Source organism: Klebsiella sp. 141198, assembly GCF_050600785.1.
Classification (GTDB): domain Bacteria; phylum Pseudomonadota; class Gammaproteobacteria; order Enterobacterales; family Enterobacteriaceae; genus Klebsiella; species Klebsiella aerogenes.
Window position 1 is genome coordinate 285151 of the sequence record NZ_JAQIRM010000002.1, and the last position, 26097, is coordinate 311247.

At 55.0% G+C, this 26097-nt stretch carries 24 protein-coding genes; 13 read left to right on the forward strand and 11 right to left on the reverse strand.

The features are described 5' to 3' along the window. Positions 1–48: 48 nt before the first annotated feature. The 4 genes from PGR10_RS06720 (at position 49) to PGR10_RS06735 (ending at position 6000) form a co-directional block, all read left to right on the forward strand. Complete coding sequence (locus PGR10_RS06720; RefSeq protein ID WP_430923228.1) at positions 49–1782, forward strand: alpha,alpha-trehalase; 1734 nt, start codon at positions 49–51, stop codon at positions 1780–1782. A gap of 222 nt (positions 1783–2004) precedes the next feature. After that, positions 2005–4125: a TonB-dependent siderophore receptor gene (locus PGR10_RS06725; protein ID WP_430923229.1), complete on the forward strand. Its 2121-nt coding sequence runs from the start codon at positions 2005–2007 to the stop codon at positions 4123–4125. Positions 4126–4312: 187 nt separating this feature from the next. Continuing rightward, positions 4313–5164: a hypothetical protein gene (locus PGR10_RS06730; protein ID WP_430923230.1), complete on the forward strand. Its 852-nt coding sequence runs from the start codon at positions 4313–4315 to the stop codon at positions 5162–5164. A 14-nt stretch (positions 5165–5178) separates the two neighbouring features. Next, positions 5179–6000 carry a TIGR04222 domain-containing membrane protein gene (locus tag PGR10_RS06735; RefSeq protein WP_430923231.1) on the forward strand — a complete coding sequence of 274 codons (822 nt, stop codon included), beginning with the start codon at positions 5179–5181 and terminating at the stop codon, positions 5998–6000. 57 nt (positions 6001–6057) lie between these two features. Here PGR10_RS06735 and emtA read toward each other — a convergent pair whose 3' ends face one another. Next, positions 6058–6669 (reverse strand): membrane-bound lytic murein transglycosylase EmtA, encoded by a 612-nt coding sequence (gene emtA / locus PGR10_RS06740; RefSeq protein ID WP_015366071.1) that lies wholly within the window; start codon positions 6667–6669, stop codon positions 6058–6060. A 95-nt stretch (positions 6670–6764) separates the two neighbouring features. Between emtA and ldcA the strand changes: the two genes are divergently transcribed. Further along, positions 6765–7679, forward strand: coding sequence for a muramoyltetrapeptide carboxypeptidase (gene ldcA / locus PGR10_RS06745; RefSeq protein ID WP_087860631.1), 915 nt, complete (start codon positions 6765–6767; stop codon positions 7677–7679). A gap of 90 nt (positions 7680–7769) precedes the next feature. Next, positions 7770–9503 (forward strand): potassium/proton antiporter, encoded by a 1734-nt coding sequence (locus PGR10_RS06750; protein WP_015366069.1) that lies wholly within the window; start codon positions 7770–7772, stop codon positions 9501–9503. Positions 9504–9519: 16 nt separating this feature from the next. Here PGR10_RS06750 and dadX read toward each other — a convergent pair whose 3' ends face one another. Both dadX and PGR10_RS06760 read right to left on the reverse strand, forming a co-directional pair. Beyond that, a complete protein-coding gene (gene dadX / locus PGR10_RS06755; RefSeq protein ID WP_430923232.1) occupies positions 9520–10590 on the reverse strand; it encodes a catabolic alanine racemase DadX in 1071 nt (356 codons plus the stop codon). Positions 10591–10599: 9 nt separating this feature from the next. Continuing rightward, positions 10600–11898, reverse strand: a complete 1299-nt coding sequence (locus PGR10_RS06760) for a D-amino acid dehydrogenase (protein ID WP_087860629.1) — start codon at positions 11896–11898, stop codon at positions 10600–10602. A gap of 321 nt (positions 11899–12219) precedes the next feature. Between PGR10_RS06760 and PGR10_RS06765 the strand changes: the two genes are divergently transcribed. Beyond that, entirely contained in the window at positions 12220–13752 is a 1533-nt protein-coding gene (locus PGR10_RS06765; RefSeq protein WP_015705842.1) for a SpoVR family protein, read from the forward strand. Between the two features lie 53 nt (positions 13753–13805). On the opposite strand, the gene fadR is transcribed toward PGR10_RS06765, so the two are convergent. Then, on the reverse strand, positions 13806–14525 hold the full coding sequence (gene fadR / locus PGR10_RS06770; protein WP_045390428.1) for a fatty acid metabolism transcriptional regulator FadR: 720 nt from the start codon (positions 14523–14525) through the stop codon (positions 13806–13808). 235 nt (positions 14526–14760) lie between these two features. On the opposite strand from fadR, the gene nhaB reads away from it, so the two are divergent. The 3 genes from nhaB (at position 14761) to PGR10_RS06785 (ending at position 17438) form a co-directional block, all read left to right on the forward strand. Then, on the forward strand, positions 14761–16311 hold the full coding sequence (gene nhaB, locus PGR10_RS06775) for a sodium/proton antiporter NhaB (protein WP_430923233.1): 1551 nt from the start codon (positions 14761–14763) through the stop codon (positions 16309–16311). Positions 16312–16442: 131 nt separating this feature from the next. Beyond that, positions 16443–16973: a disulfide bond formation protein DsbB gene (gene dsbB / locus PGR10_RS06780; RefSeq protein ID WP_015705844.1), complete on the forward strand. Its 531-nt coding sequence runs from the start codon at positions 16443–16445 to the stop codon at positions 16971–16973. 120 nt (positions 16974–17093) lie between these two features. Continuing rightward, positions 17094–17438, forward strand: a complete 345-nt coding sequence (locus PGR10_RS06785; protein ID WP_087860627.1) for a DUF1971 domain-containing protein — start codon at positions 17094–17096, stop codon at positions 17436–17438. 520 nt (positions 17439–17958) lie between these two features. On the opposite strand, the gene PGR10_RS06790 is transcribed toward PGR10_RS06785, so the two are convergent. The 3 genes from PGR10_RS06790 to PGR10_RS06800 form a co-directional block, all read right to left on the reverse strand. Next, positions 17959–18405, reverse strand: coding sequence for a YcgN family cysteine cluster protein (locus PGR10_RS06790; protein ID WP_015366058.1), 447 nt, complete (start codon positions 18403–18405; stop codon positions 17959–17961). 93 nt (positions 18406–18498) lie between these two features. Next, complete coding sequence (locus PGR10_RS06795; RefSeq protein WP_087860576.1) at positions 18499–19158, reverse strand: fumarylacetoacetate hydrolase family protein; 660 nt, start codon at positions 19156–19158, stop codon at positions 18499–18501. A gap of 17 nt (positions 19159–19175) precedes the next feature. Beyond that, the gene (locus PGR10_RS06800) at positions 19176–19457 is read right to left on the reverse strand and encodes a YcgL domain-containing protein (RefSeq protein ID WP_026612271.1); all 282 of its coding nucleotides are present in this window, start codon (positions 19455–19457) and stop codon (positions 19176–19178) included. 126 nt (positions 19458–19583) lie between these two features. Between PGR10_RS06800 and minC the strand changes: the two genes are divergently transcribed. Genes minC through minE form a run of 3 tightly spaced genes read left to right on the forward strand, consistent with a single transcriptional unit; the run spans position 19584 to position 21394 of the window. Then, positions 19584–20285, forward strand: coding sequence for a septum site-determining protein MinC (gene minC / locus PGR10_RS06805; RefSeq protein ID WP_430923419.1), 702 nt, complete (start codon positions 19584–19586; stop codon positions 20283–20285). 23 nt (positions 20286–20308) lie between these two features. Beyond that, a complete protein-coding gene (gene minD, locus PGR10_RS06810; RefSeq protein WP_015366054.1) occupies positions 20309–21121 on the forward strand; it encodes a septum site-determining protein MinD in 813 nt (270 codons plus the stop codon). Positions 21122–21124: 3 nt separating this feature from the next. Beyond that, positions 21125–21394, forward strand: a complete 270-nt coding sequence (minE, locus tag PGR10_RS06815) for a cell division topological specificity factor MinE (protein ID WP_015366053.1) — start codon at positions 21125–21127, stop codon at positions 21392–21394. A gap of 95 nt (positions 21395–21489) precedes the next feature. Here minE and rnd read toward each other — a convergent pair whose 3' ends face one another. The 4 genes from rnd to tsaB all read right to left on the reverse strand — a co-directional run bounded on the left by rnd (position 21490) and on the right by tsaB (position 26057). Next, on the reverse strand, positions 21490–22605 hold the full coding sequence (gene rnd / locus PGR10_RS06820; protein ID WP_213794575.1) for a ribonuclease D: 1116 nt from the start codon (positions 22603–22605) through the stop codon (positions 21490–21492). 242 nt (positions 22606–22847) lie between these two features. Next, a complete protein-coding gene (gene fadD, locus PGR10_RS06825; protein WP_087860573.1) occupies positions 22848–24533 on the reverse strand; it encodes a long-chain-fatty-acid--CoA ligase FadD in 1686 nt (561 codons plus the stop codon). Between the two features lie 208 nt (positions 24534–24741). Continuing rightward, entirely contained in the window at positions 24742–25323 is a 582-nt protein-coding gene (locus PGR10_RS06830) for a Slp family lipoprotein (protein ID WP_045390409.1), read from the reverse strand. Between the two features lie 38 nt (positions 25324–25361). After that, the gene (gene tsaB / locus PGR10_RS06835; RefSeq protein ID WP_087860572.1) at positions 25362–26057 is read right to left on the reverse strand and encodes a tRNA (adenosine(37)-N6)-threonylcarbamoyltransferase complex dimerization subunit type 1 TsaB; all 696 of its coding nucleotides are present in this window, start codon (positions 26055–26057) and stop codon (positions 25362–25364) included. Between the last annotated feature and the right edge of the window lie 40 nt (positions 26058–26097).

Here is a 26097-nt window from a genome sequence, read left to right on the forward strand (position 1 = left end):
CGTTCGCAGTGGCGCGAAGTCAGCAAAACGCAAAATGGAGAATTATCGATGACGAGATCGGTTCTACGTCGCCCGGAAACCCTGACATACCTCATTCAACTGGCGCTGGGAGGCGCAATGTTAAGCCTGGCGACATTTGCCGTTCAGGCTGATGAAAACCCCGCCCCGGTGCCGCAATCGCCTGATGAACTTTTAGGCCCGCTATTTAACGACGTGCAAAGCGCGAAACTCTTCGCTGACCAAAAAACCTTCGCCGATGCGGTACCGAACAGCGATCCGCTAATGATCCTTGCCGACTATCGGATGCAAAAAAGCCAGGCCAGCTTCGATCTGCGCCATTTCGTCGAGATCAACTTCACCCTGCCGCGTGATAACGATCAATACGTGCCGCCGAAAGGGCAAACATTGCGTCAACACATCGATGGGCTATGGCCGGTATTAACCCGCAGCATCGTCGAGGTAGAAAAATGGGATTCGCTGCTGCCGCTGCCGAAACCTTATGTGGTGCCCGGTGGACGCTTCCGCGAAGTCTATTACTGGGACAGCTATTTCACCATGCTGGGTCTCGCCGAAAGCGGGCACTGGGATAAAGTGGAAGACATGGTGGCCAACTTCGCCGCCGAAATAGACCGTTGGGGCCATATTCCAAACGGCAACCGCAGCTACTACCTGAGTCGTTCGCAGCCGCCGTTCTTCTCCTTTATGGTTGAGCTGCTGGCCAGCCACGATGGCGATCGGGCGCTAAAGACCTGGCTGCCGCAGATGGAAAAAGAGTATCGCTACTGGATGGAAGGCGCCGAGGCGCTGACGCCCAGCAACGCCAATAAACGCGTGGTGCGTCTGGAAGATGGCGCGCTGCTTAACCGCTACTGGGATGATAACGATACGCCTCGCCCGGAATCCTGGCTGGACGATGTTACCACCGCCAAAAACAATCCTAACCGCCCGGCCACCGAAATCTATCGCGACCTACGTTCCGCCGCGGCCTCTGGATGGGACTTCAGTTCTCGCTGGATGGATAATCCGCAGCAATTGGGGACTATCCGCACCACCAGCATCATTCCGGTCGATCTCAATGCGCTGATGTTCCACATGGAGAAAACCATCGCCCGCGCCAGTAAGGCCGCTGGCGACAGCGCCAAAGCCGGGCAGTACGATACGTTAGCGAACGCCCGCCAGAAAGCGCTGGAAAAATATCTGTGGAACGATAAAGAAGGCTGGTATGCCGATTACGATCTGAAGAGCCATAAAGTCCGGAATCAGCTGACCGCCGCGGCGCTGTTCCCGCTGTACGTCAAAGCGGCCTCCAGCGAACGCGCCGCGAAAGTCGCCGCGGCGGCGGAAAGCCGCCTGCTGAAGCCCGGCGGACTCACCACCACCACGGTCAATAGCGGCCAGCAATGGGACGCGCCAAACGGCTGGGCCCCGCTGCAGTGGGTAGCGGTGGAGGGTCTGCAGAACTACGGTCAGAAAAAAGTGGCCATGGAGGTCACCTGGCGCTTCCTCAGCAACGTACAGCACACCTATGACAGCAAGCAGAAGCTGGTAGAGAAATATGACGTGAGTTCAACGGGTACCGGCGGCGGCGGCGGAGAGTATCCCCTGCAGGACGGCTTTGGCTGGACCAATGGCGTGACGTTGAAAATGCTCGACCTGCTTTGCCCGCAGGAAAAACCATGTGATGCCCTGCCGGCGACCCGTCCAACGCCGGCAGAAAGCGCTGCCGGTAAGCAGCCAGCCGCGAACGATGCCGTGGCGGCTGCGGAGAAAAAAGCCCAATAATCCCCTGCGCGCGGCGATATCTTCGCCGCGCTATTACCATCGACATCACCCCATCATCCGCTCGACAGCCAGCAAAATGTCTTCTTGCTCTGAGGAGGACTATTTTGCTTGATCATGCAAAAGCAAACGATAATAATTCGCATTATTTTTAACGAAAAAGCATTTCGTTTATTTCCGCGGCGGCGCACAGGAGTGCCAGACCGCGCTATTCAGGATTATGGCATGATCTCCTCTGTTGACTTCAAACGCTCCGCGCTGGTATGCGCCCTCGCGGCCGCCTTCCCTCTCGCCGCGCAGGCGGAAGATACTCTAATCGTTACCGCAAAGCCTGACGACTCCGCCAGCGCGCAGACTCAAGGCTATAGCGCCAAAACGTCAACCGGCGCCACGAAAACCGATCAGCCGTTGATAACTACCGCCCAGTCGGTATCGGTGATCACCCGCCAGCAAATCGCCGATCAGGGCGCCAATACCGTAAGCCAGGCGCTACAGTATACGCCGGGGGTTTATTCCAGTTTTGGCGGCGGCGCGACGCGCTTTGATACTATCTCGCTGCGCGGCTACCACGGCGGCGATGTCGATAACCTGTTCCTTGACGGCATGCGCCTGATGAGCGACGGCGGCAGCCATAACGTACTGCAGATCGACCCATGGTTTATTGAGCGCGTCGACGTCATCCGTGGCCCCTCTTCCGCCCTTTACGGCCAGAGTGTGCCAGGCGGGGTGGTCAATTTGACCTCCAAACGGCCGCAGTTCAGCCAGCAGGGTCACTTCCGCCTGACCGGTGGTACGCAAAATACTAAGGGCGCGGCTTTTGACTATACCAACGCTATCAGTGACCAGTGGGCCTGGCGGCTCATCGGCATGACCCGCAGCAGCGATACGCAGTATGACCATACCCGCGAAGAGCGCTACGCGATTTCGCCTTCCTTGCTGTGGCAACCGGATAGCGATACTTCGCTGCTGTTGCGCGCCTACCTGCAAAAAGATCCCTCCGGAGGCTACCACGGCTCTCTGCCGCTGGATGGCACCCGTTACGCGCACAACGGCCGTAAACTTTCACCCAGCACTAATGAAGGCGATCCGGGTGATGGCTACCAGCGCCGCGAACAGATCTACAGCTACGAGTTCAATCACCAGTTTAGCGATGTCTGGTCGGCCTACTCCGCGGGCAGCTATACCCATACGAATGTCTCGCTGGATCAGGTTTATCAGGTTGGCTGGGTAGGTGACAGCGACATGCTTTCCCGCGGCTACAGCGGTTCCCGCGGGTCGCTGGACGCCTGGTCAACCGATAACCGCCTGCGCGCCGATTTCGCCACCGGTGAACTGGCGCATACGCTGATCCTCGGCGCTGAGTATCATCGCTTCCGCAACGATTTGTGGACCGGCGCTGGCGGCGCGGCGCCGCTCAATCCGTTCACCGGCTATACGCCGCAAACCGGGCATACCATCACCTACAGCGATAATAATAATCGCCGTTATTACCAGACCGGGCTTTATCTGCAGGATGAAATGGTGTGGAACCGCTGGCATCTTGATGTTTCCGGGCGCTACGACCGCATCGTTTCACAGCAGGTAAGCGACACCTCAGGCACGTCAAACCGCCGCTCCGACGATCACATCAGCGGCCGCGCCTCGCTGCTGTACGCGCTCGATAACGGTCTTTCGCCCTACTTAAGCTACAGCCAGGCGATTACCCCGGCGATGCTGCCGGGCGCCGACGGCACGTTATTAAAACCCACCACCGCCGAACAGGTGGAAGCCGGCCTGAAATTCCAGCCGCCGGGCAGCAGCGATTTGTATAGCATCGCGATTTACGACTTGATGCAAAAGGATGTCGCCACCCGCGATCCGAACATCGCCACCGCCACCTATATTCCCGCCGGAAAAGTGCATTCGCAGGGCGTAGAGCTGGAAGCGCATAATCAAATTACACCGCAATTGAGCACTATTGCCTCTTATACCTGGAATCGCCTGCGCTTCCAGGACACGAAAGACGGCACCGATAGTAATACGCCGCAGCTGTCGCCAGATCAGATGGCCTCGTTCTGGGCGCGCTATCAATTGCCGGCGGGCATTACCCTTGGCGCGGGCGTGCGCTATATCGGTAAGCAGTGGGCCGATGACGCAAATACCGAACGTTTACCTTCGGTCACCCTGATAGATGCGATGGCGCGCGCCGACCTCGGAGCGTGGTCGACAGCGATGAAAGGCGCCTACATTCAGGTTAACGCGAATAATATCGGCGATCGTGAATATCTTTCCGGCTGCTACGGCACCGGCAACTGTTACTGGGGGGCTGAACGCAGCGTCACGGCTACCGTGGGTTACGATTTTTAATTTCCCTCAACAATATAAGCCTCCTGAAATAATTCGGAGGCTTAGTTTAATAAGTCACGTAAATAGCTGGTTAATGTTTTTTAATAAAAGCCGCCAGACAAACTAAATTTGTTGTTTAACCAGAACTCCACTATTAAACTAGATAAAGGTCTACGCGCTACGTTACGGCTATCACAGGGAGTGAGAATTGAACAATTTAATCAGCTTTATCTCTGATTTATCCCCGCTGTCCTTTATGGGTTACCATATATTATCAACGATAGTGATATATATTCTGGTGATGATTATTATCGCAAACACTCGTCCCTCTGAGAAAAACACGCCGATACCACCACCTTACTCCCTATCACCGTCATTTCTCGCCTGGCTACGGGGAAAAGCCACCGTCGTTATTCAATTAGCCATGTTCAGGCTTTTAAGAAAAAACTACGTAACCATTATTTATTCCGCTGAGAATATCGAACTGCACGCCAATCAGCAGTATGCGGAGTGCAAGATGACTTGTGTAGAAAAAATACTCTTTGACCATTTTTCTACGCCAAAACCCAGCGCCCAGAATTTACCCCTTTCTCTTTACGTTGCCGATAAAAACCATTGGTCAGACGATCCCCACTGTAGAGGCCTGATGCTCAGTCCGGCACAACACACGTGGAATATGATCCTGATATTCGTGCCATCGATTATTTTAATTGCCACCTATACGTGGAAAGTTCTTTTTAATAACCATACCATTATTCACTCCGGAGTATTCAGCTGGCTTACCATGTTTATTGGTACCGGCCTGTGGTTATTGCTGTGGATAATAACCACGTTAAATGCCACTCGTCTGGATCAGGAGGGTATCTCGGTTAATATACTTGATTTATATATTGATAAATTAAAGGACACCCTTATCGCCGACGCAGAGACAACAACGGATGAAACAGCTGATTATTATATCGCCATCGGTAGGACAAATTTGCTGCCTGAAAGATATCGCGAGTATGTGAAAATCGTCAAGCAAGTAAACTATCCCGGCTCAGTCGTAAAACTTGATTAACAGGGAAACGCATCATGTGGACTCTTATTATGCATATGCACCCTCTGCTGTTTCTCAGCTGTTTTATCGTCATCGTCCCGGCTATTTATCTTTCTATAGGAATCATTATCGCCCTGACGCGGCCTGCGGTTAAAGCCCAACAGTTAACGCCCGGGAACGACCCATGGCTTCTTGCCTGGGTTGACGGCGGCGGCACGCGGGTCATTCAGTTAGCGATGTTCAGTTTGTTACATAAAGGATATCTGTGGATCCCCGAACCCGGGCAAATGTTGGCTAACGGACGCTATGCAAGCAATGAAATGAACGTCATTGAAAGAATTTTATTTGACCATTTTGAGGTACGAAAACCATGTCATGAAGATCTGCCTACTAGCCTGCATATCTCCAACCTTAACATCTGGCAGCATCAGCATAAAAGCCCAGAGTTAACCTTAAGTATGCTACGCCGCCGATGCAATTTTCTGTTGTTCAGTATCCCCTCACTCATCTTAGCGGCAATATTAGCTTGTCGAATATTTATCTACGTCGATGTCGCTGAAAACACTTTTTGTTGGATATTGATGGTTACAGGCAGCCTGTTGTGGTTCACGGCATGGGGTTGCAACGTCTGGGATCATAATCGTCTGGATTTTAATGGGGTCTCACATAATAATTCTCATGCGCTTATCAGATTATTACGCGATAAATTAGCCCAGACTGGCGATGAAATGGATGAGGCCACGGCTATGCTGGCGGTGGCGGTTAGTGGTATCGAGTCCCTTCCTGAAAGTTACCGGGATTACAAAGATTTGATTGGTCCCGTCAGCTACATCAGTTCAATTCGCCACGAGAGTTAGGATTATCTGAAAGGCACCCCGCAAGGCGAATCCTGCCCGGCGGGGTGAGAGGAGACGCTACATCGCGTCCAGCGCTTTCTGCAGTTTCCAGATATAGCGCGGCGCCTGTGGGGCTGGATGCTTTTTCGCCACGTGTTCAAAGAACTCATCGGCATCGAGATCGTTAATCTCGTCAATGGCGTCCTGGCGATTCGACGAGAAGGTGCGCAGCAGCGCGCCCGCGCCGTTGGCATAAGAGACCACGACCGCATAGCGCATCACCTGCGGGTCCTTAATCCCCGCCAGCGGGCCGTTTTCCAGAATGCTCAGGTAAGCGGCGCCCATCGAGATATTGCGTTCCGGATTCTTCAGCTCGCTTACCGAAGGCTGGCCACGCCAGCCCATCCGTTGATAAACATCGCGCCCGGAGGTCGACGGCTTCAACTGCATCAGCCCTACCGCGCCGGATTTACTGACCACCGAGGGATTACCGCCGGACTCAATCGCGATGATCGCCGTTATCAGCTGCGGGTCTACTCCCCACGCGGCGCCGGCTTTTTCGCTAATCGGCATCCACTGCATCGACCGCTTCACCGGGACTTCCGGGTTCCACGGCGGATTGGTGTAATCGTGCTTTGAGCTACAACCGGCCAACAATACAAATAAAAAAACAAACCATCTCAATTTCACACATCTATCCTTATTGGCTGAAGTTTGCCGCACGGAGATGACAATAAACGTTCCAGGCGGCATGATAACCCTTTCATTCTTTGCAAGGAATTGCCATGTCTCAGTTTTATCTGGTCGCCCCTTCCGGTTACTGTATCAATCAACAGGCTGCGGCCCTTGGCGTGGCCCGTCTGCAGGAGGCCGGTCATCAGGTACTGAACCAACAGGCGATCTCCCGTCGACAGCAGCGTTTCGCCGGCAGCGACAGCGAACGCCTGGCCGATATTAACCAACTTGCGGCCCTTAAGGGAAAAAACCGCATCGTGCTGGCGGTGCGCGGCGGCTATGGCGCCACCCGGTTACTATCGCATATCGACTGGCAGGCCTTGTCCGCGCGCCAGCGTCAGGATCCGCTGCTTATCTGCGGCCACAGTGATTTCACCGCCATCCAGATGGGACTGTTGGCTAAAGCCAACGCTATCAGCTTCAGCGGGCCGATGTTAGCGGGCAATTTCGGCGCAGAAACCCTGAATGCGTTTACTGAACATCACTTCTGGCAGGCGCTGCGCGAACCGGAGTTTACCCTCGAATGGCAAAGCGATGGCCCGGCCTGCCGCGCCGAAGGCACCCTGTGGGGCGGCAATCTGGCGATGGTCACGTCGCTCATCGGCACGCCGTGGCTACCGCAGATTGATGGCGGTATTCTGGTGCTTGAGGATATCAACGAACACCCGTTCCGCGTGGAGCGTATGCTGCTACAGTTGCTCAACAGCGGGATCCTTGCCCGCCAACGGGCCATTGTGCTCGGCAGCTTTACCGGCGCGCAGCCCAACGACTACGACGACGGTTACGATCTACCCACCGTCTACGCGTGGCTACGTCAGCAACTCGCCATCCCGCTGCTGACTGGACTCGAATTCGGTCATGAACAGCGCACCGTGACTTTACCTCTCGGCGCACAGGCACGGCTGGTCAACAACGCCTCTGTCGCAACGTTAACGATAAGCGGCCATCCGGTGCTGGCGGAATAAAAATTCCTCTCCGCGAGTATCCTGAAAACGCGCGGATTGTTAAAATGGTGTAATTTTCACCCCTTCACGCTGACAAGGAGTACGTGAACATTGGACGCCGCTGCGGTCATTAGTCTGTTTATCCTGGGTTCTGTTTTAGTAACCTGCAGTATTTTATTGAGTTCTTTCTCCTCGCGCCTCGGCATCCCGATTCTGGTTATCTTCCTCGCCATCGGTATGCTGGCAGGCGTTGACGGTATCGGCGGCATTCCTTTCGATAACTATCCTTTCGCCTATATGGTGAGTAACCTCGCGCTGGCGGTGATCCTGCTGGACGGCGGGATGCGCACCCAGGCCAGTTCGTTTCGCGTCGCGCTCTGGCCCGCGCTGTCGCTGGCGACGGTCGGCGTGCTGATAACCTCCGCCCTCACCGGAATGATGGCGGCATGGCTGTTCAAGCTCGATTTAATCGAAGGGCTGCTGATTGGCGCCATCGTCGGCTCCACCGATGCGGCGGCGGTGTTCTCGCTGCTCGGCGGTAAAGGGCTTAACGAGCGCGTTGGCTCGACCCTCGAAATTGAATCCGGCAGTAACGACCCGATGGCGGTATTCCTCACCATTACCCTGATTGAGATGATCCAACAGCACGAAGCAGGACTGAGCTGGATGTTTGTGGTGCATATCATTCAACAGTTTGGCCTGGGCATCGCTATTGGTCTCGGCGGCGGTTATCTGCTGCTGCAGATGATTAACCGTATTGTTCTGCCCACCGGGCTCTATCCCCTGCTGGCGCTAAGCGGCGGGATCATGATTTTCGCCGTCACCACCTCCCTGAATGGGAGCGGTATCCTCGCGGTCTATCTCTGCGGTTTCCTGCTCGGTAATAAACCTATTCGCAACCGCCACGGCATTCTGCAAAACTTTGACGGCCTGGCGTGGCTGGCGCAAATCGCCATGTTCCTCGTCCTCGGCCTGCTGGTGACGCCGTCCGACCTGTGGCCGATAGCGATTCCGGCGCTACTGCTGTCTATGTGGATGATCTTCATCGCGCGTCCGCTGTCGGTATTCGCCGGCCTGCTGCCGTTCCGCGGTTTTAATCTGCGCGAGCGGGTGTTTATCAGCTGGGTCGGATTGCGCGGCGCGGTGCCGATTATCCTCGCCGTTTTCCCGATGATGGCCGGGCTTGAGAACGCGCGGCTGTTCTTTAACGTCGCCTTCTTCGTGGTGCTGATTTCACTGCTATTACAGGGAACCTCACTGTCCTGGGCGGCGAAAAAAGCGAAGGTCGTGGTACCGCCGGTCGGCTGGCCTATCTCTCGCGTCGGTTTGGATATCCATCCGGAAAATCCGTGGGAGCAATTTGTGTACCAGTTGGGTGATGATAAATGGTGCGTTGGCGCAGCGTTGCGCGATCTCCACATGCCGCCGGAGACGCGTATCGCCGCACTCTTCCGCGACAACGTACTGCTGCATCCTACCGGCAGCACGCGGCTGATGGATGGCGATATTCTTTGCGTTATCGGCCGCGAGCGCGATCTGCCGGCGCTGGGTAAAATGTTCAGCCAGTCGCCGCCGGTCTCGCTCGATCAGCGATTCTTTGGCGACTTCATCCTTGATGCGGAAGCTAAATTCGCCGATGTGGCGCAGATTTATGGCCTCGACGGCGGTGAAGAGTTTCGCGAGCATCAGCAGTCGCTGGGCGATGTGATTCAGCAGCTGTTGGGCGCCGCGCCGGTCGTTGGCGATCAGGTGGAGTTTGCCGGTATGGTGTGGACGGTCGCCGAAAAAGAGGACGACCACGTACTGAAGGTGGGTGTGCGGGTCGCGGAAGATGAGGCGGAGTGACCCGCCTCACACAAAGTTACACTGTCACTACCGGCACACGCGGCGCCAGGGCGCACATTAATTCATAACCGACGGTGCCGCTGGCCGCAGCGACATCGTCAATCTTAATCTCCTGTCCCCATAACTCGACCGGCGCGCCAATACCCGCGTGCGGCCAAGGCGTCAGATCTACCGCCAACATATCCATCGAAACACGCCCGACGGTGGTGGTGCGTACGCCGTCGACCAGCACCGGCGTGCCGCTCGGGGCGACGCGCGGATAGCCGTCGGCATAACCGCAGGCGACAATGCCGATGCGCTGCTCGCCGGATGCCTGATACAGCCCACCATAGCCCACCCGTTCGCCGCTTTTCAGCGTCTGTACGGCAATCACTTCACTGCTGAGGGTCATCGCCGCTTTCAGGCCGCTATTGGCAATATCCCGCCACTGACCCGACGGCGATGCGCCATACAGCACAATTCCCGGACGCACCCAATCAAAGTGCGCTTCCGGATGCCACAGCGTTGCCGCTGAGTTCGACAACGAACGCGGGCAGTCCAGCCCCTCCGCCGCCTGCTCGATACGGCGCATGGGCTCCACGATGCCCTCCGGGTTTTCCGCATCAGCGAAATGCGACATCAGCGTCATTTCACCGACGTTGGCGAGCGATCGCAGCTGTTGCCAGACGGTATGCACTCGCTCGGGCATAAAGCCCAGCCTATTCATACCGCTATTCACTTTAAGATAGATATCCAGCGGCGCATGCAGTTTAGCCTGCTGCAGGGCTTTAATTTGCCAGTTGCTGTGTACGCTGGTGGTCAGACGATACTTATCAAGCAGCGCCAGTTCATCGGCGTGAAAGAACCCTTCCAGCAGTAGAATCGGTCCCTTCCAGCCCTTTTCCCGCAGCAAGATTGCCTCTTCGAGATTGAGCAATGCGTATCCATCTGCGGCGTTTAGCGCCTGCCACATCCGCGCCAGGCCGTGGCCATAGGCATTCGCCTTCACCACCGCCCAAACGCGTGCCCCAGGGGCGGCGCGGCGAACAATCTGTAAATTCTGACGTAAAGCCGACAGATCAATGCTGGCTTTTACCGGACGAGACATGGAGGCTCCTTAGTTATGCACGCCGTGCAGATGCTGAGCGCGAGCCGGCGTAAAGCCCGGGCTGTAACGCGCCACGGCCAGATCATCATAAGGGATCGCCGGCGTACGCCCGGAGATCAGGTCGCTCAGAAGCTGCCCGGACCCGCAGGCCATGGTCCAGCCCAGCGTACCGTGCCCGGTGTTCAGCCACAGGTTTTTGTACGGCGTACGGCCAACCACCGGCGTACCGTCCGGCGTCATCGGCCGCAGGCCGGTCCAGAAGGTCGCCTGCTCAACGTAGCCGCCGCGCGGGAACAGATCGCGAACCACCATCTCCAGCGTCTCGCGGCGCGGCTTCAGCAGCTCTTTATTAAAGCCGACAATTTCCGCCATCCCGCCAACGCGAATACGCTTATCGAAACGGGTAATCGCGATTTTGTAAGTCTCATCAAGGATAGTCGATACCGGCGCGCCGCTCTCTTCGGCAATCGGAATAGTCAACGAGTAGCCTTTCAGCGGATAGACCGGGATATCCACCAGCCCTTTGAGCATCGCGGTGGAGTAAGAACCAAACGCCATCACGTAGGCGTCGCCCTTAATAATTTCCTCGCCGCATTTCACACCGGCGATTTGATCGCCTTCGTAAAGCAGCGCATCGACGGAGGTATTAAAGCGGAAAGTCACTCCTGCCGCCTCGGCCATCGCCGCCAGACGGGTGGTGAAGAGTTGGCAATCGCCGGTTTCATCGTTTGGCAGGCGCAGGCCGCCGGTCAGTTTATGACTGACTTCCGCCAGCGCCGGTTCAACTTCCAGCAGGCGGTTGGCTTCCAGCAGTTGATACGGCACGCCGGCCTCTTCCAGCACGGCGATATCGCGAGTGGCGTTCTCATACTGTTTTTCGGTGCGGAAAAGCTGCAGGGTGCCCCCCTGGCGGCCTTCATACTGAATACCGGTGGTTTCACGCAGCGCCTTCAGGCAATCGCGGCTATATTCCGCCAGGCGCACCATACGCCCTTTGTTTTCCATATAGTGGCGGGTATCGCAGTTACGCAGCATCTGCCACATCCACTTGAGCTGGAACTGCGTGCCGTCAAGGCCAATCGCCAATGGCGCATGGCGCTGGAACATCCATTTAATTGCCTTCAGCGGCACGCCCGGCGCCGCCCACGGCGCCGCGTAGCCGGGAGAGATCTGCCCGGCGTTGGCGGCGCTGGTTTCTTCAGCGGGCCCTGGCTGACGGTCGATAACCGTCACCTCATGTCCCGCCTGGCTTAAATACCAGGCGCTCGCTACCCCAACCACCCCACTTCCCAGTATGACGACTCGCATAGCCACTCCGTAATAGTTAAAGAACAATCATCTAATTACAAATTGATAACCCAGATGAAAATATTATTCAACATACGCTTTATTTATGGTGACTTATCTCACACCAAACCGCACCAGCACTGACACCAGAGATTTACGATCTCGTGCTGCGCTTTATTTTTCCTCAGCATAAAATGCTAAGTAAATGTTAAATCTAGGCCTTTAGGATTGCGAAATCGCGAAGAAAAGAAATTACCCGCAGACGCAGTTTGTTATGGCGTGTTCTATGCTTGATAAGAGGTTCTCCACAAAGAGAGAACCACCAACAACGAGGGCGCGCTAATGGCTACGATTGATTCCATGAACAGGGACACCACCCGGTTAAGCGATGGACCCGACTGGACTTTTGAATTGCTGGAAACCTATCTCGCCGAGGTCGATCGGGTGGCGAAACTGTATCGTCTCGATACCTATCCGCATCAAATCGAGGTGATCACCTCCGAACAGATGATGGACGCCTATTCCAGCGTCGGGATGCCGATCAATTATCCGCACTGGTCGTTCGGCAAAAAATTTATCGAAACCGAGCAGGCGTATAAACACGGCCAGCAAGGTCTGGCCTATGAGATAGTCATTAACTCCAACCCTTGTATCGCTTATTTAATGGAGGAGAACACGATTACCATGCAGGCGCTGGTGATGGCGCACGCCTGTTATGGACATAACTCCTTCTTTAAAAACAACTATCTGTTCCGCAGTTGGACCGATGCCAGCTCAATCATCGACTACCTTATATTCGCGCGTAAATACATTACCGAATGTGAAGAGCGCTACGGCGTCGATGAAGTCGAAAAATTGCTCGACTCCTGCCATGCGCTGATGAACTACGGCGTCGACCGCTACAAACGTCCGCAGAAAATTTCGCTGCAGGAGGAGAAGGCACGGCAGAAAAGCCGAGAAGAGTATCTGCAAAGCCAGGTGAACATGCTGTGGCGCACCCTGCCAAAACGGGAAGAGGAAAAAGCCATCGAGGCAAGCCGCCGCTATCCTTCCGAACCGCAGGAGAACCTGCTGTACTTTATGGAGAAGAACGCGCCGCTGCTTGAGTCGTGGCAGCGCGAGATCCTGCGTATCGTTCGTAAGGTCAGCCAGTATTTTTATCCGCAGAAACAGACTCAGGTTATGAACGAGGGCTGGGCGACGTTCTGGCACTACACCATCCTCAATCATCTGTATGACGAGGGAAAAGTGACAGAACGCTTTATGCTGGAGTTTCTGCACAGCCACACCAACGTGGTGTTCCAGCCGCCCTACAACAGCCCGTGGTACAGCGGGATCAACCCCTACGCGCTGGGTTTCGCCATGTTCCAGGATATTAAGCGTATCTGCCAGTCGCCTACGGAAGAGGATCGCTACTGGTTCCCGGATATCGCCGGCTCCGATTGGCTGGAGACGCTGCATTTCGCCATGCGCGATTTTAAAGATGAGAGCTTTATCAGCCAGTTCTTGTCGCCGAAGGTGATGCGCGATTTCCGCTTATTCACGGTACTCGATGACGACCACAACAATTACCTGGAAATTTCCGCCATTCATAATGAGGAAGGTTATCGGGAAATTCGTTCTAAGCTGTCGGCGCAGTACAACCTCAGCAACCTCGAGCCGAATATTCAGGTCTGGAACGTTGACCTGCGCGGCGATCGTTCGCTGACGCTGCGCTATGTGCCGCATAACCGCGTGCCGCTGGATAAGAGCCGCCGCGAAGTGCTCAAACACGTTCACCGCCTGTGGGGCTTTGACGTGATCCTTGAACAACAGAATGCCGACGGCAGCGTTGAGCTTTTGGATCGCACGCCGCCGCGGCAGAACGCGCTGTAAGGCTGAAAAAAATGCCCGGATTATCCGGGCATTTTTTATATTATGGGCCGTGCTTAGCGCATATTGATGGCTAAATCGCCGGGCAGCGTTTTTTGCATCCGGTGCCAGATCTCGCCGCTGTTGTGGCCATAGGCACGGACGATTTCGTACACTTTATCGTGCTGACTCTCTTCACACACTTTCGCCAACTGGTGATAGAAGCCCAGCGCCAGGCTCCGCGCTTCCGGGTTAGCAAAATAGTGACGGCCGATACGGGTATATAGCCCCTTCATGCCGTTGAGGATCAGACCGTAGATCGGGTTGCCGGAGGCAAACGCCAGACCACGGAAGATGTTGTAGTCCAGTTCGGCGAAAGCATCGGCATGATCTTCAACTTCACGCGCGGTAGCCAGTACCTCCAGCGCTTTGTCCGGGTGCTGGCGGAAGGCGGTACGAATAAAAATCGTTGAGATATTGGTACGCACCGACAGCAAGTTATCAATCAGCTGCGGCACGCTATCGTGGTCTAGGCGCGCCAGCGTCTCAAGGATATTCAGTCCGGAGGTTTCCCAGAAGTTGTTCACTTTCGTCGGTTTACCGTGCTGGATAGTCAACCAGCCATCACGGGCCAGACGTTGCAACACTTCGCGCAGAGTGGTTCGGGTCACACCAATCAGTTCAGAAAGTTCACGTTCAGCAGGGAGAATGGATCCAGGCGGGAAACGGTTATTCCAGATACTTTCAATGATGTACTCTTCCGCGAAACCCGCAGGGCTTTGCGCCTTAATGACCATAGTAAGATTTCCATTACACAGCGTTGCAATTTGCACTCATCATACCAGAGCAGCCATACGCCAGATAGCATCTGAAAGTAATTAAAAGGGGATCGCCGTTTCATTTTCAGCTTTTGCTTAACGCCTTCCATTACCTGTAATGCGCCGCGAAGAAAGTTGCTTCCCTTTTTGCTCAACTGGTAATCTTGCAATAGTTACGCATAAAATCATATTGTTTGACGGAAGGACCTCTGTCGTGGAAATGTCTTATGGCCGCGCCCTGTGGCGCAATTTTCTTGGCCAGTCGCCAGACTGGTACAAGCTTCTCCTGATTATCTTCCTGGTGGTTAACCCGCTGGCGTTTTATCTTCAACCGTTTGTTGCCGGTTGGCTGTTAGTGGTGGAGTTTATCTTTACCCTGGCGATGGCGCTCAAATGCTACCCTCTTCTACCAGGCGGCCTGCTGGCGATAGAAGCGGTGGTGATCGGTATGACCAGCCCCGAACATATTCGCGAAGAAATAGCCAATAATCTCGAAGTCCTGCTGCTGCTGATGTTTATGGTGGCCGGGATCTATTTCATGAAGCAGCTCTTGCTGTTTATTTTTACCCGCCTGTTGCTGGGGATCCGCAGCAAGATGCTGCTGTCGCTGGCCTTCTGCGTTGCCGCCGCGTTTCTCTCCGCCTTCCTCGACGCGCTCACCGTCGTGGCGGTAGTCATTAGCGTGGCGGTCGGTTTTTACGGTATCTATCATCGCGTCGCCTCCGCGCGCCCTGATGATAACGACATGCTTGATGACAGCCATATCGATCAGCATTACCGCGACGTGCTCGAACAGTTCCGCAGCTTTTTACGCAGCCTGATGATGCACGCCGGCGTCGGTACCGCGCTCGGCGGCGTGATGACCATGGTCGGCGAGCCGCAGAACCTGATTATCGCCAAAGCCGCCGGCTGGCACTTCGGCGAATTTTTCATTCGCATGTCGCCGGTCACGCTGCCGGTACTGGCATGCGGCCTGTTGACCTGCCTGCTGCTGGAAAAATTCCGCCTGTTTGGCTACGGCGAGCCGCTGCCAGTCCCGGTGCGCAAAGTCCTGCAGGATTTCGACGACCGTAGCCGCCAGAGCCGCAGCCGCCAGGATCGGATGCGCCTTATCGCTCAAGGGATCATCGGCGTGTGGCTGATTGCCGCCCTCGCCCTGCATCTGGCGGAAGTTGGCCTGATTGGCCTCTCCGTCATCGTGCTGGCGACCACCTTTTCCGGCGTGACCGACGAACACGCCATCGGTAAAGCCTTTACCGAAGCGCTGCCGTTTACCGCCCTGCTGACGGTCTTTTTCGCCATTGTGGCGGTGATTATCGATCAGCATCTGTTTGCCCCAGTGATTAAGTTCGTCCTGCAGGCATCGCCGCATGCCCAGCTATCGCTGTTCTATCTGTTTAACGGCCTGCTGTCGTCCATCTCCGATAACGTCTTTGTCGGTACGGTGTATATCAACGAAGCAAAAGCGGCGCTTGAACATGGCGTTATCAGCCTGCAGCAGTTTGAAATGCTGGCGGTCGCCATTAACACTGGTACCAACCTGCCTTCCGTCGCCACCCCCAACGGCCAGGCCGCGTTTCTGTTCCTGTTGACCTCGGCGCTGGCGCCGCTGATCCGCCTCTCTTATGGCAGAATGGTGTGGATGGCGCTGCCTTATACCATCGTGCTAACGCTGGTCGGCCTGCTGTGCGTCGAAACCCTGTTAATGCCGGCCACCCAGTGGATGCTCAGCCACGGCTGGTTGACCACGCCGATACTGCCGTAATTGCCCGGCCCGTTACCCGGGTTCGCCCGGGTAACGAATATTCATTTACGTAATATTTTCCGACTAGCGGATGGCGTCGCGGTAGTTTTCGTTTACACTGCCATGATTTAGCATGTTCCAGGGAAATGATTATGTTGCAATACTTAAACCAGTGCTCAAGGGGACGCGGCGCCTGGCTCTTGATGGCGTTAACCGCTTTTATACTTGAATTAGTGGCGCTGTGGTTCCAGCACGTGATGCTGCTGCAGCCCTGCGTGTTGTGTATTTATGAACGCTGCGCCCTGTTTGGCATTATGGGTGCCGGTCTGGTGGGCGCTATCGCGCCGAAAACCCCGCTGCGCTACGTCGCGCTGCTGATCTGGCTGTACAGCGCCCTGCGCGGTCTGCAGCTAGCATGGGAGCACACCATGATTCAGCTGCATCCTTCCCCGTTCCAGACCTGCGATTTCGCTGCGCGTTTCCCGACGTGGCTGCCGCTGGATAAATGGTTGCCGCAGGTATTCGTCGCCACCGGCGACTGTTCCGTGCGCCAGTGGGAATTCCTGACGCTGGAAATGCCGCAGTGGCTGGTAGGCATCTTTGCCGCTTATCTGGTTATCGGACTGCTGGTGTTGATCGCTCAGCCATTTAAAGCTAAAAAACGCGATCTTTTCGGCCGTTAAGTGACCCTGCCAAATGGTAAACGCTCCTCCGGGGGCGTTTTTTTATGTCTGTAAGTTGACGATGCCCCTTTAAAGTTTCATATTAAATACATCTTATTTGCATCCACTAAGGAGCTCACCATGTCTCATCTGCGAATCCCAGCTAACTGGAAAGTTAAACGCTCCACTCCGTTCTTCACTAAAGAAAATGTTCCGGCGGCTCTGCTCACCCATCACAATACTGCCGCTAACGTTTTCGGCCAGCTGTGCGTTATGGAAGGAACGGTAACCTACTACGGTTTTCATGACGAGCAGGCTACCGAGCCGGAGGTGAAAGTCGTCATTAACGCCGGGCAGTTCGCCACCAGCCCGCCGCAATATTGGCATCGTATCGAACTCAGCGATGATGCCCAGTTCAACATTAACTTCTGGGTTGAAGATGAAGCCCACGGCGAAGACGGCCTGTTCCACGCAAAGAAAAGCTAATCCCCTGATGCGCAAGCGGTTGATCATCGACATCCGGATGTTTAAAGTCGTTACCCGAAAGGCTCGTCTTTCTTGAGTCTGAAATGGGATAAGTCACCATGAGCATAGTCTGGTATATGACGCTAATCTGCATTGTCGTGGCGTATTTAATGATGAGTTTCCTGCCCATCTGATCGCCGCAAGCAGCCATCGCGCCGGGGAGACCTGACAGCTCGTCAACGCCCCCTCAGCCCGGCCATCGCGCCGGGTCTATTTTTATCTACATCTGCTTTACAAATATTCCTAAAGTTCCCCGCCCCCGCGCCGATGATGAAATGCCAAACGCACCTGGTGATGATGACTTAAATGTGGGGTTTCCGATGAGTAGAAACGGCTGGCGTTCTCTTAGTGTTGTTATTTTTCCATGCGCTTTATTGTGGGCAGGAATTATCTGGCTGGCATTGAGAATGATGGGATATTAATGCGAATAAAGAACCGGGCCGCGCAGGCAGGGAATGCCCGGTTCAGTGTTTTGACGCGTTTACTGCGCCCAGTCTGGTTTGTTTAAAATATGGTCCTGCCAGTCGACAACGGTAGACTCTTTAACCGCAATATGGCGCACGGAAATACGTTCGCCGTGCATCGCCACCTTAGAACCGGTCAGCAGCGGATGCCAGTGCGGCAGCGCTTTACCTTCCGCCAGCAGGCGATAGGCGCAGGTGTGAGGCAGCCATTCGAAGGTCGGCAGATTATCACGCGTGAGTTTGATGCAGTCCGGTTCGTACTCGAAGCGACGCTCGTAGTTACGGCACTGGCAGGTTTTAATGTTGAGCTGACGGCAGGCGACGTTGGTGAAGTAAATCTCGTCGGTATCTTCATCCATTAGCTTATGCAGGCAGCACTGTCCGCAGCCGTCGCACAGTGATTCCCACTCCGCGTCGGTCATTTCATCCAGTGTTTTTTGTTGCCAGAAAGGTTGTTCGCTCATTGGGATGTCCGTCATTACAATTCAGGGTGCACCTTATAACCAGTCTGGCACGACGATGCAAGTTTTGCCGCCCCAAAAGGCGGCAAGCGGAGGTTACAGCACGCGGGTGGATAACGTCAAACCATTGAAGCCGACTTCCAACTCATCTCCGCTGGCGAGCGGCCCGACCCCGTCCGGAGTCCCGGTCAGAATGATATCGCCCGCTTTCAGCGTAAAGAAGCGCGACATATAGGCAATCAGCGGTACGATCTTATGAATCATATCGGCGGTCGTCCCCTGCTGGCGAACTTCACCATTAATCTTCAGGCTTAGCGGCGTATTTTGCGGATCGCCGCTGAACTCGGCGGCAGGGATAAAACCAGAGATTGGACAAGCGTTATCGAACCCCTTGGCTTTCTCCCACGGTTGTCCGGCCTTTTTCATCTTGCCCTGAATATCACGCAGGGTGAGATCCAACGCCACGCCATAACCGGCAATCGCCTTACGCACGTGATCTTCGCTGGCCTGGCGCAGCGTACTGCCGATCAGCACCGCCAGTTCAACCTCATGGTGCACCGAGCCCAATCCTTCAGGCAGTACCAACGGCTGGCGGATATCACATAGCGCCGTTTCAGGTTTAATAAACAGCACCGGTTCCTCCGGCATCGCGCTGCCCATTTCCTTAATATGTTTTGCGTAATTACTGCCAACGCAAACCACTTTGCTCACTGGATAATCCAGTAACTCACCCTGCCAGTTATGATGTTGGTACATTATTTTCCCTCAATGGGTTAATCGGATTTATTCCCCTGTTCCGCGAGGTGTTTCTTAAGTAAATTCTCAGGAGGGGGAGGAAGTTGAAGGTAATAGCCCTGATCGACGAGCGCTTGTTTTACTTTCTCGAGGTCAGCGTTAGCCAGCGTCTTGCGCCCGTCGAGCGGCAACAGCATGGTCATCTGCGGGGTGCCGAAGCTTGCCATTAGTTCCGGCGGGACGCGCGAGAAATCGTCCTTTTTTTCGACATATAAATAGGTTTGTTCACGTTTAGTACTTCGATAGATCACACAAAACATAGATTTACTCGGAATTAGACCCGTGGTCACTTGCCTCAATATATGAGTGACTATAACATGCCTTTTAGTCTTCGGAATATCACCGCACTTCGGCGGATGATAAACAGCAAATTGAGTAAGGCCAGGATGTCAAATACGCCAATCGAACTTAAGGGCAGTAGCTTCACCTTATCTGTCGTTCATTTGCACGATGCAAATCCCGAGGTTATTCGTCAGGCGTTAGAAGACAAAATCGCCCAGGCTCCCGCTTTTTTACGTCATGCGCCGGTGGTGGTCAACATCAGCAGTATTGAAGAGAGCGTCGACTGGCGCCCGATGCATGAAGCTATCGTCGCCACCGGTTTACGCATCATAGGCGTGAGCGGGTGTAAAATTTCCCGCCTGAAAACGGAAATCGACCGCGCCGGGATCCCGCTACTGACGGAAGGAAAAGAGAAAATCGTTCGTCAGGCGCCGCCGCCGGAACCCGTCGCACCGCCACCAGTTGCTACGCCGATCACAAAAACGCGTTTGATTGATCTGCCGGTACGTTCCGGTCAGCGCATTTATGCGCCACACTGTGATCTAATTGTTACAAACCATGTGAGTGCCGGCGCGGAACTTATCGCTGATGGTAACATCCATGTGTATGGCATGATGCGGGGACGTGCGCTCGCTGGCGCAAGCGGCGACAGAGATGCCCAAATATTTTGTACTAACCTCGCGGCGGAACTGGTGTCCATCGCAGGGGAATATTGGCTGAGCGATAACATCCCAGCTGAATTTTATGGCAAAGCGGCGCGCCTGCGTTTAGGCGACGGCGCTTTGACAATTCAACCGTTCAATTAATCCCTTTTTAACAAGGAATTTCTATGGCACGCATTATTGTTGTGACTTCGGGTAAAGGGGGCGTTGGTAAGACCACCTCCAGCGCGGCCATCGCTACTGGTTTGGCCCAGAAGGGAAAGAAAACTGTCGTTATCGACTTCGATATCGGCCTGCGTAACCTCGACCTGATTATGGGATGCGAGCGTCGGGTGGTTTATGACTTCGTCAACGTTATCCAGGGCGATGCCACTCTCAATCAGGCGCTAATCAAAGATAAGCGTACTGAAAATCTCTATATCCTTCCGGCTTCTCAGACCCGTGATAAAGACGCGCTGACCCGCGAAGGCGTAGATAAAGTTCTTGAAGAACTGAAAAAGATGGATTTCGATTTTATTGTCTGCGACTCCCCTGCGGGCATCGAAACCGGCGCGCTGATGGCGCTGTACTTCGCTGACGAAGCCATCATCACCACTAACCCGGAAGTCTCCTCCGTGCGCGACTCCGACCGTATCCTTGGCATTCTGGCCTCCAAATCCCGCCGCGCGGAAAATGGCGACGAGCCGATCAAAGAGCACCTGCTGCTGACGCGCTATAACCCAGGCCGCGTGAACAAAGGCGACATGCTGAGCATGGAAGACGTGCTGGAAATTCTGCGCATCAATCTGGTGGGCGTGATTCCGGAAGATCAGTCCGTGCTGCGCGCATCGAACCAGGGCGAGCCGGTCATTCTGGATACCGTTTCAGATGCGGGTAAAGCCTATGCGGATACTGTGGATCGTCTGCTCGGAGAAGAACGTCCTTTCCGCTTCATAGAAGAAGAGAAGAAAGGTTTCCTCAAACGCCTGTTCGGAGGATAAATTATGGCATTACTCGACTTTTTTCTCTCGCGAAAAAAGAACACGGCTAACATTGCGAAAGAACGCCTGCAAATCATCGTCGCGGAGCGCCGCCGCGGCGACGCGGAGCCACATTACCTGCCGCAGCTGCGCAAAGATATCCTGGAGGTCATCTGTAAATACGTACAGATAGATCCTGAGATGGTCAGCGTACAGCTGGAACAGCGCGATGGTGATATTTCGATTCTCGAGCTGAACGTGACCCTGCCAGAAGCTGAAGAGTCGAAACCCTGACCCTGTTGTCTTATTAACGGCATCTCGCCGTAGGATTAAAAAAACCGGCCACGCCACGCGCGGCCGGTTTTTTATGGCCTGAATAGCGCCCGGCGCTAGCGAGGATAGTCGTTGAGCAGCGCTTTCAGACGATCGGCCATCAATTCACCACGCCAGCCGGAAACCAGCTCTGGCTCGCCGTTTTTCGTTTTCAGCTGCCAGTGCCAGTTCAGCAGTTGGTTGATCTGGCGGCGCGACGCCAGCAGTTCGGCGCTCACCCCCTTCTCGGCGCTCACTTCCTGTACCAGCGCTTTAATATCTTTAAAGGCTTTGCGGTACCCCGGCATATCGATCAGGTTTTGCAGCGGCTCAGGCAGCGCCGATTCCGGCAAGGCCTGCGCTTTCTCAACCAGGCTAATCAGCGTCTTACCATGGAAGCGAATTTCGCTCCCGGATAAACCGAGGCTATCAAGTTCGCCGAGGCTGGTCGGCATATAGCGCGCCACGCTCCATAGATGCTCTTCGCGTACCACAAAGTTCACCGCCAGGTTACGCTCGCGCGCTTTGCGCAGACGCCACTCCGCCAGCAACTGCAGGCAGCCCAGCTGACGCGTACGCAGTTGCCAGGCGTTACCGATTTCCCGCCACGCATCCGCCGGGTCAAGTACTTCCTGACGGCGCTGCTGCATCAGGTGGCACTCGTTTAACGCGGCCGGCAGCCAGCCCGCGTGGTCGGTTTCCGCCATTAATTTGCTGGCTATCGGCAACAGATACCAGACATCGGCGGCCGCATATTCGCACTGACGCTCGGTCAACGGACGGGCCAGCCAATCGGTGCGTGATTCGCTTTTGTCCAGCGCAACGCCGGAATACTCTTCAACCATTGAAGCGAAACCCCACGACATCGGGCGCCCGCAGAAGGCGGCCAGAATCTGGGTGTCGATAAGCGGCTGCGGCATCAGGTTGAACGCGTTGAGGAAGACTTCTAAATCTTCGCTGCCCGCATGCAGGTATTTGGTGACATCCTGGTTGAGCAGCAGCTCGCGCATCGGCGCCCAGTCGTTGATGGTCAACGGATCGATCAGAGAAACCTGTTTGCCGTCGAACAGCTGCAGCAAACCAAGCTGCGGGTAGTAGGTGCGGGTGCGAACAAACTCGGTATCCAGCGCAACCGCGGGTGCCGAGCTTGCCGCTTCACAGATAGCGCGCAGGCCATCGTCGGTGGTGATCATCTGATAGTTCAAATCATACTCTCTTAACTTGCGCCCATAAAAAACGCCGGCTTAGCCGGCGCGAGATTAATGACAAACCTCATGCAATCGTTGGGCTTGCAGATTGCACCAGACAAATAACAAGGAAAATCAATTTATTGATTTTCGGCTGATAACCACAAAGAAGGAAAAACCACGCTTTTTCCTTCTTTGTCAGTAATCTTGACGCCGGCTTCGCCGGCGCCTGGCGACTCACTCGTTACTTAGCCTTTATTGTCTACTTTAGCACGGGCTTCGTCACGCAGTTCTCGTCGTAAAATTTTTCCGACGTTGGATTTCGGTAGCTCGTCACGGAACTCCACCAGCTTCGGTACTTTGTAGCCGGTCAAATGGCGACGGCAGAAAGTAATCAGCGCTTCTTCGGTTAACGCGGCATCTTTCTTCACCACGAAAATCTTTACCGCTTCGCCGCTGCTGCCGGACGGTACGCCGACGGCGGCCACTTCCTGTACGCCGGCGTGCTGCATCACAACATCTTCGATTTCATTCGGATAGACGTTAAAACCGGAAACCAGAATCATGTCTTTTTTGCGATCGACGATGCGCAGGAAGCCTTCATCATCCATCACCGCGATATCGCCGGTATGGAGCCAGCCATCTTTAATGATTTCATCGGTGGCATCCGGACGCTGCCAATAGCCCAGCATCACCTGCGGCCCTTTGATGCAAAGCTCGCCCGGCTCACCCGGCGCGACTTCATTATCGTCATCATCGACCAGCTTAGCTTCGGTCGACGGCACCGGCAGGCCGATGCTTCCGCTGTGGTAGTCGATATCATGCGGGTTGACGCTCACCAGCGGCGAGCACTCCGTCAGGCCGTAGCCCTCCAGCAGATACTGACCCGTCAGTTTCACCCAGCGCTCCGCTACCACCTGCTGCACCGGCATGCCGCCGCCGGCGGAAAGATGCAGTGAAGAGAAATCAAGCTGCTGGAATTCTTTATTGTTCAAGAGCGCGTTAAACAAGGTATTCACCCCGGTCATCGCGGTGAAGGGATATTTTGCCAGCTCTTTTACCAGGCCCGGAATGTCGCGCGGATTGGTAATCAGCAGGTTCTGCCCGCCGAGTTCGATAAACAGCAGGCAGTTCATGGTCAAGGCGAAGATGTGGTACAGCGGCAGCGCGGTCACTACCAGCTCTTTACCACGGTGCAGTAGCGGACCGTAGGTCGCATTCACCTGTTCAAGGTTAGCCAGCATATTGCGGTGGGTCAGCATCGCCCCTTTCGCCACGCCGGTGGTACCGCCGGTGTACTGCAGGAAGGCAAGATCGTCCGCGACGATTTCCGGCTTCACGTACTGCATACGGTAGCCATGCTGCAGGGCGCTACGAAATGAGATGGCGTCCGGTAGATGATATTTCGGCACCAGCCGCTTAATGTACTTCACCACAAAGTTGACTAACGTCCCTTTGGCGGTAGAGAGCTGGTCGCCCATTCGCGTCAGGATGACGTGTTTTACCTGGGTTTTATCGACTACTTTCTCCAAGGTATGTGCGAAGTTGGAAACGATCACAATCGCCGCCGCGCCGCTGTCATTGAGCTGGTGCTCCAGTTCGCGCGGGGTATACAGCGGGTTAACGTTGACGGCAATCATTCCGGCACGCAGGATCCCAAACAGCGCCACCGGATATTGCAGCAGGTTAGGCATCATCAGCGCGACGCGATCGCCCTTCTGTAGCCCTAATCCTTGCTGGAGATAAGCGGCGAAAGCGCGGCTGCGCTCTTCCAGCTTACGGTAGGTCATCACCTCGCCCATGTTGATAAATGCCGGCTGATCGGCATAACGGGTAGTGGCGTGCTCAAACAATTCAACCAGGGATTGATAGCGGTCAGGATTTATCTCCGCCGGAACATCGGCGGGATAACGGTTTAGCCAAACCTTTTTCACTGCTTCACCTCTGAAATAGTTATTCGTCGTCATCACAGCCCCTGATCAACAAACATTTTGTTAACATTATATTAACTCAGCGTACCAGTTTATTAATTAGGCGTTTTTCAGGTTGCGAAGCGCGTCACTATTTATTTTTCTTATGAGACTAAAAAACACGAAACAGCGGGCTAGCCGCTGTTTCTATTCCATTATAAAAACAACAAAATCATTCCGTTACGACGTTTCTGACCTCTGCCGGGCCCGGGTTATACCAACCCCAGCCGCCGTATCCGTAGCCCCATGGGCGCGGGCCGAGCATCCACGGGTCAATGGGCTGCGGCGGCATCACCACCTGCTGCACCACGTTCCAGCGTTTATAGCCGGTGGCATTCATCAACATGAATTTATACGGCGTTGCGCCAACTTTACCGTCGACAACGCCGCTAATCGGCCCAACCACGGTTACCAGCTGGCCGCGGAAATCGACCGGGTCAAGGAAACCGCTCACGTCGGCGAGGATACGGCCGCGTGAAGGTTCGCCCAGTTCCGGCCGCGCGCCGCTATCCAGCGGTACGGTGGCAATTTCTAAGCGGGTTTTCCCCTGCTGATTCTGCACGTTGACGACCTTACCGCCAAAACGCGCTTCCTGGCCGATATACAGCTGCGGCGCGTTCATCACCCGCACTAAATCCTGCTGCGGCGTAGGGCTGGTGCCTTTAATAACATCCGGCACCGACACGCAACCGCTTAGCGCAACGGCAACCGCCGCGGCTAACAGCCAACGGACGCCCTGTTTTTGACCCGCCATGATGCGACTCCTTCTCTCAGTCTTCTCTCTACTGAGATTCACTCGCGGCCAGGAAGTTTCTTCCACGCCACTTCGTTTCGCAAATAAACTGGTTCCGCATGCTCAACGGCCACGGTTTTTCCTGCCGCCAACAGATGAATGGCCAGCGGCAGCATATCTTCAGCCGCCGGCAGTTCAATCTCGCCGCTGCTTAAAATCAGCCCGCTCTCTTTCGCCAGATCCGGCCACGCCTGCCAGCCGGTGCCGACGGTAGCCCATTCGCCAGAAAGCAGCGCCAGGCGTTCGGCAACCGCAGCCGGTTTGAGAACCGCTTCAGTTTCTTCACCGTGCCAGACGCCATTTTCGTCGCGCTGATACTCAGCCCAGTACACTTCTCCCATACGCGCGTCGATGGCTGCCAGCACGCGAGTAGCGCCGGTTTTGCGCCACGCGCCCTGCGCCATCGTCGCCAGCGTAGAAACGCCGATCATCGGCAGCTCAGCGCCCAGCGCCAGTCCTTGCGCAATGCCGATACCAATACGTACGCCGGTAAAGCTGCCCGGACCGCGGCCAAAGGCCAGCGCGTCAAGTTCATTCAGCGTAGTGCCGCTTTCAGTGAGGACCTCCTGCACCAGAGGCAGGATACGTTGGGTGTGTTCGCGGGGACAAATTTCAAAATGGGCGCTCAGGGCGCCATCATTCCACAGCGCCGCGGAGCACGCCTCCGTGGCGGTATCGATAGCCAAAATTCGCATGGGTGGTCACGCTCTCGTTACATAATCCAGGTTTTAGGGC

What these genes read in the sequence shown, in the direction of transcription:
- PGR10_RS06765 (WP_015705842.1), top strand. Translation starts at nt 12,220, where the DNA reads ATGGCTACGATTGATTCCATGAACAGGGACACCACCCGGTTAAGCGAT.
- ldcA (WP_087860631.1), top strand. Translation starts at nt 6,765, where the DNA reads ATGTCTCAGTTTTATCTGGTCGCCCCTTCCGGTTACTGTATCAATCAA.
- minD (WP_015366054.1), top strand. Translation starts at nt 20,309, where the DNA reads ATGGCACGCATTATTGTTGTGACTTCGGGTAAAGGGGGCGTTGGTAAG.
- PGR10_RS06760 (WP_087860629.1), bottom strand. Translation starts at nt 11,898, where the DNA reads ATGCGAGTCGTCATACTGGGAAGTGGGGTGGTTGGGGTAGCGAGCGCC.
- rnd (WP_213794575.1), bottom strand. Translation starts at nt 22,605, where the DNA reads ATGATCACCACCGACGATGGCCTGCGCGCTATCTGTGAAGCGGCAAGC.
- PGR10_RS06795 (WP_087860576.1), bottom strand. Translation starts at nt 19,158, where the DNA reads ATGTACCAACATCATAACTGGCAGGGTGAGTTACTGGATTATCCAGTG.
- fadR (WP_045390428.1), bottom strand. Translation starts at nt 14,525, where the DNA reads ATGGTCATTAAGGCGCAAAGCCCTGCGGGTTTCGCGGAAGAGTACATC.
- tsaB (WP_087860572.1), bottom strand. Translation starts at nt 26,057, where the DNA reads ATGCGAATTTTGGCTATCGATACCGCCACGGAGGCGTGCTCCGCGGCG.
- PGR10_RS06790 (WP_015366058.1), bottom strand. Translation starts at nt 18,405, where the DNA reads ATGAGCGAACAACCTTTCTGGCAACAAAAAACACTGGATGAAATGACC.
- PGR10_RS06785 (WP_087860627.1), top strand. Translation starts at nt 17,094, where the DNA reads ATGTCTCATCTGCGAATCCCAGCTAACTGGAAAGTTAAACGCTCCACT.
- dadX (WP_430923232.1), bottom strand. Translation starts at nt 10,590, where the DNA reads ATGTCTCGTCCGGTAAAAGCCAGCATTGATCTGTCGGCTTTACGTCAG.
- PGR10_RS06725 (WP_430923229.1), top strand. Translation starts at nt 2,005, where the DNA reads ATGATCTCCTCTGTTGACTTCAAACGCTCCGCGCTGGTATGCGCCCTC.
- PGR10_RS06830 (WP_045390409.1), bottom strand. Translation starts at nt 25,323, where the DNA reads ATGGCGGGTCAAAAACAGGGCGTCCGTTGGCTGTTAGCCGCGGCGGTT.
- PGR10_RS06735 (WP_430923231.1), top strand. Translation starts at nt 5,179, where the DNA reads ATGTGGACTCTTATTATGCATATGCACCCTCTGCTGTTTCTCAGCTGT.
- PGR10_RS06720 (WP_430923228.1), top strand. Translation starts at nt 49, where the DNA reads ATGACGAGATCGGTTCTACGTCGCCCGGAAACCCTGACATACCTCATT.
- minC (WP_430923419.1), top strand. Translation starts at nt 19,584, where the DNA reads ATGTCAAATACGCCAATCGAACTTAAGGGCAGTAGCTTCACCTTATCT.
- PGR10_RS06800 (WP_026612271.1), bottom strand. Translation starts at nt 19,457, where the DNA reads ATGTTTTGTGTGATCTATCGAAGTACTAAACGTGAACAAACCTATTTA.
- minE (WP_015366053.1), top strand. Translation starts at nt 21,125, where the DNA reads ATGGCATTACTCGACTTTTTTCTCTCGCGAAAAAAGAACACGGCTAAC.
- dsbB (WP_015705844.1), top strand. Translation starts at nt 16,443, where the DNA reads ATGTTGCAATACTTAAACCAGTGCTCAAGGGGACGCGGCGCCTGGCTC.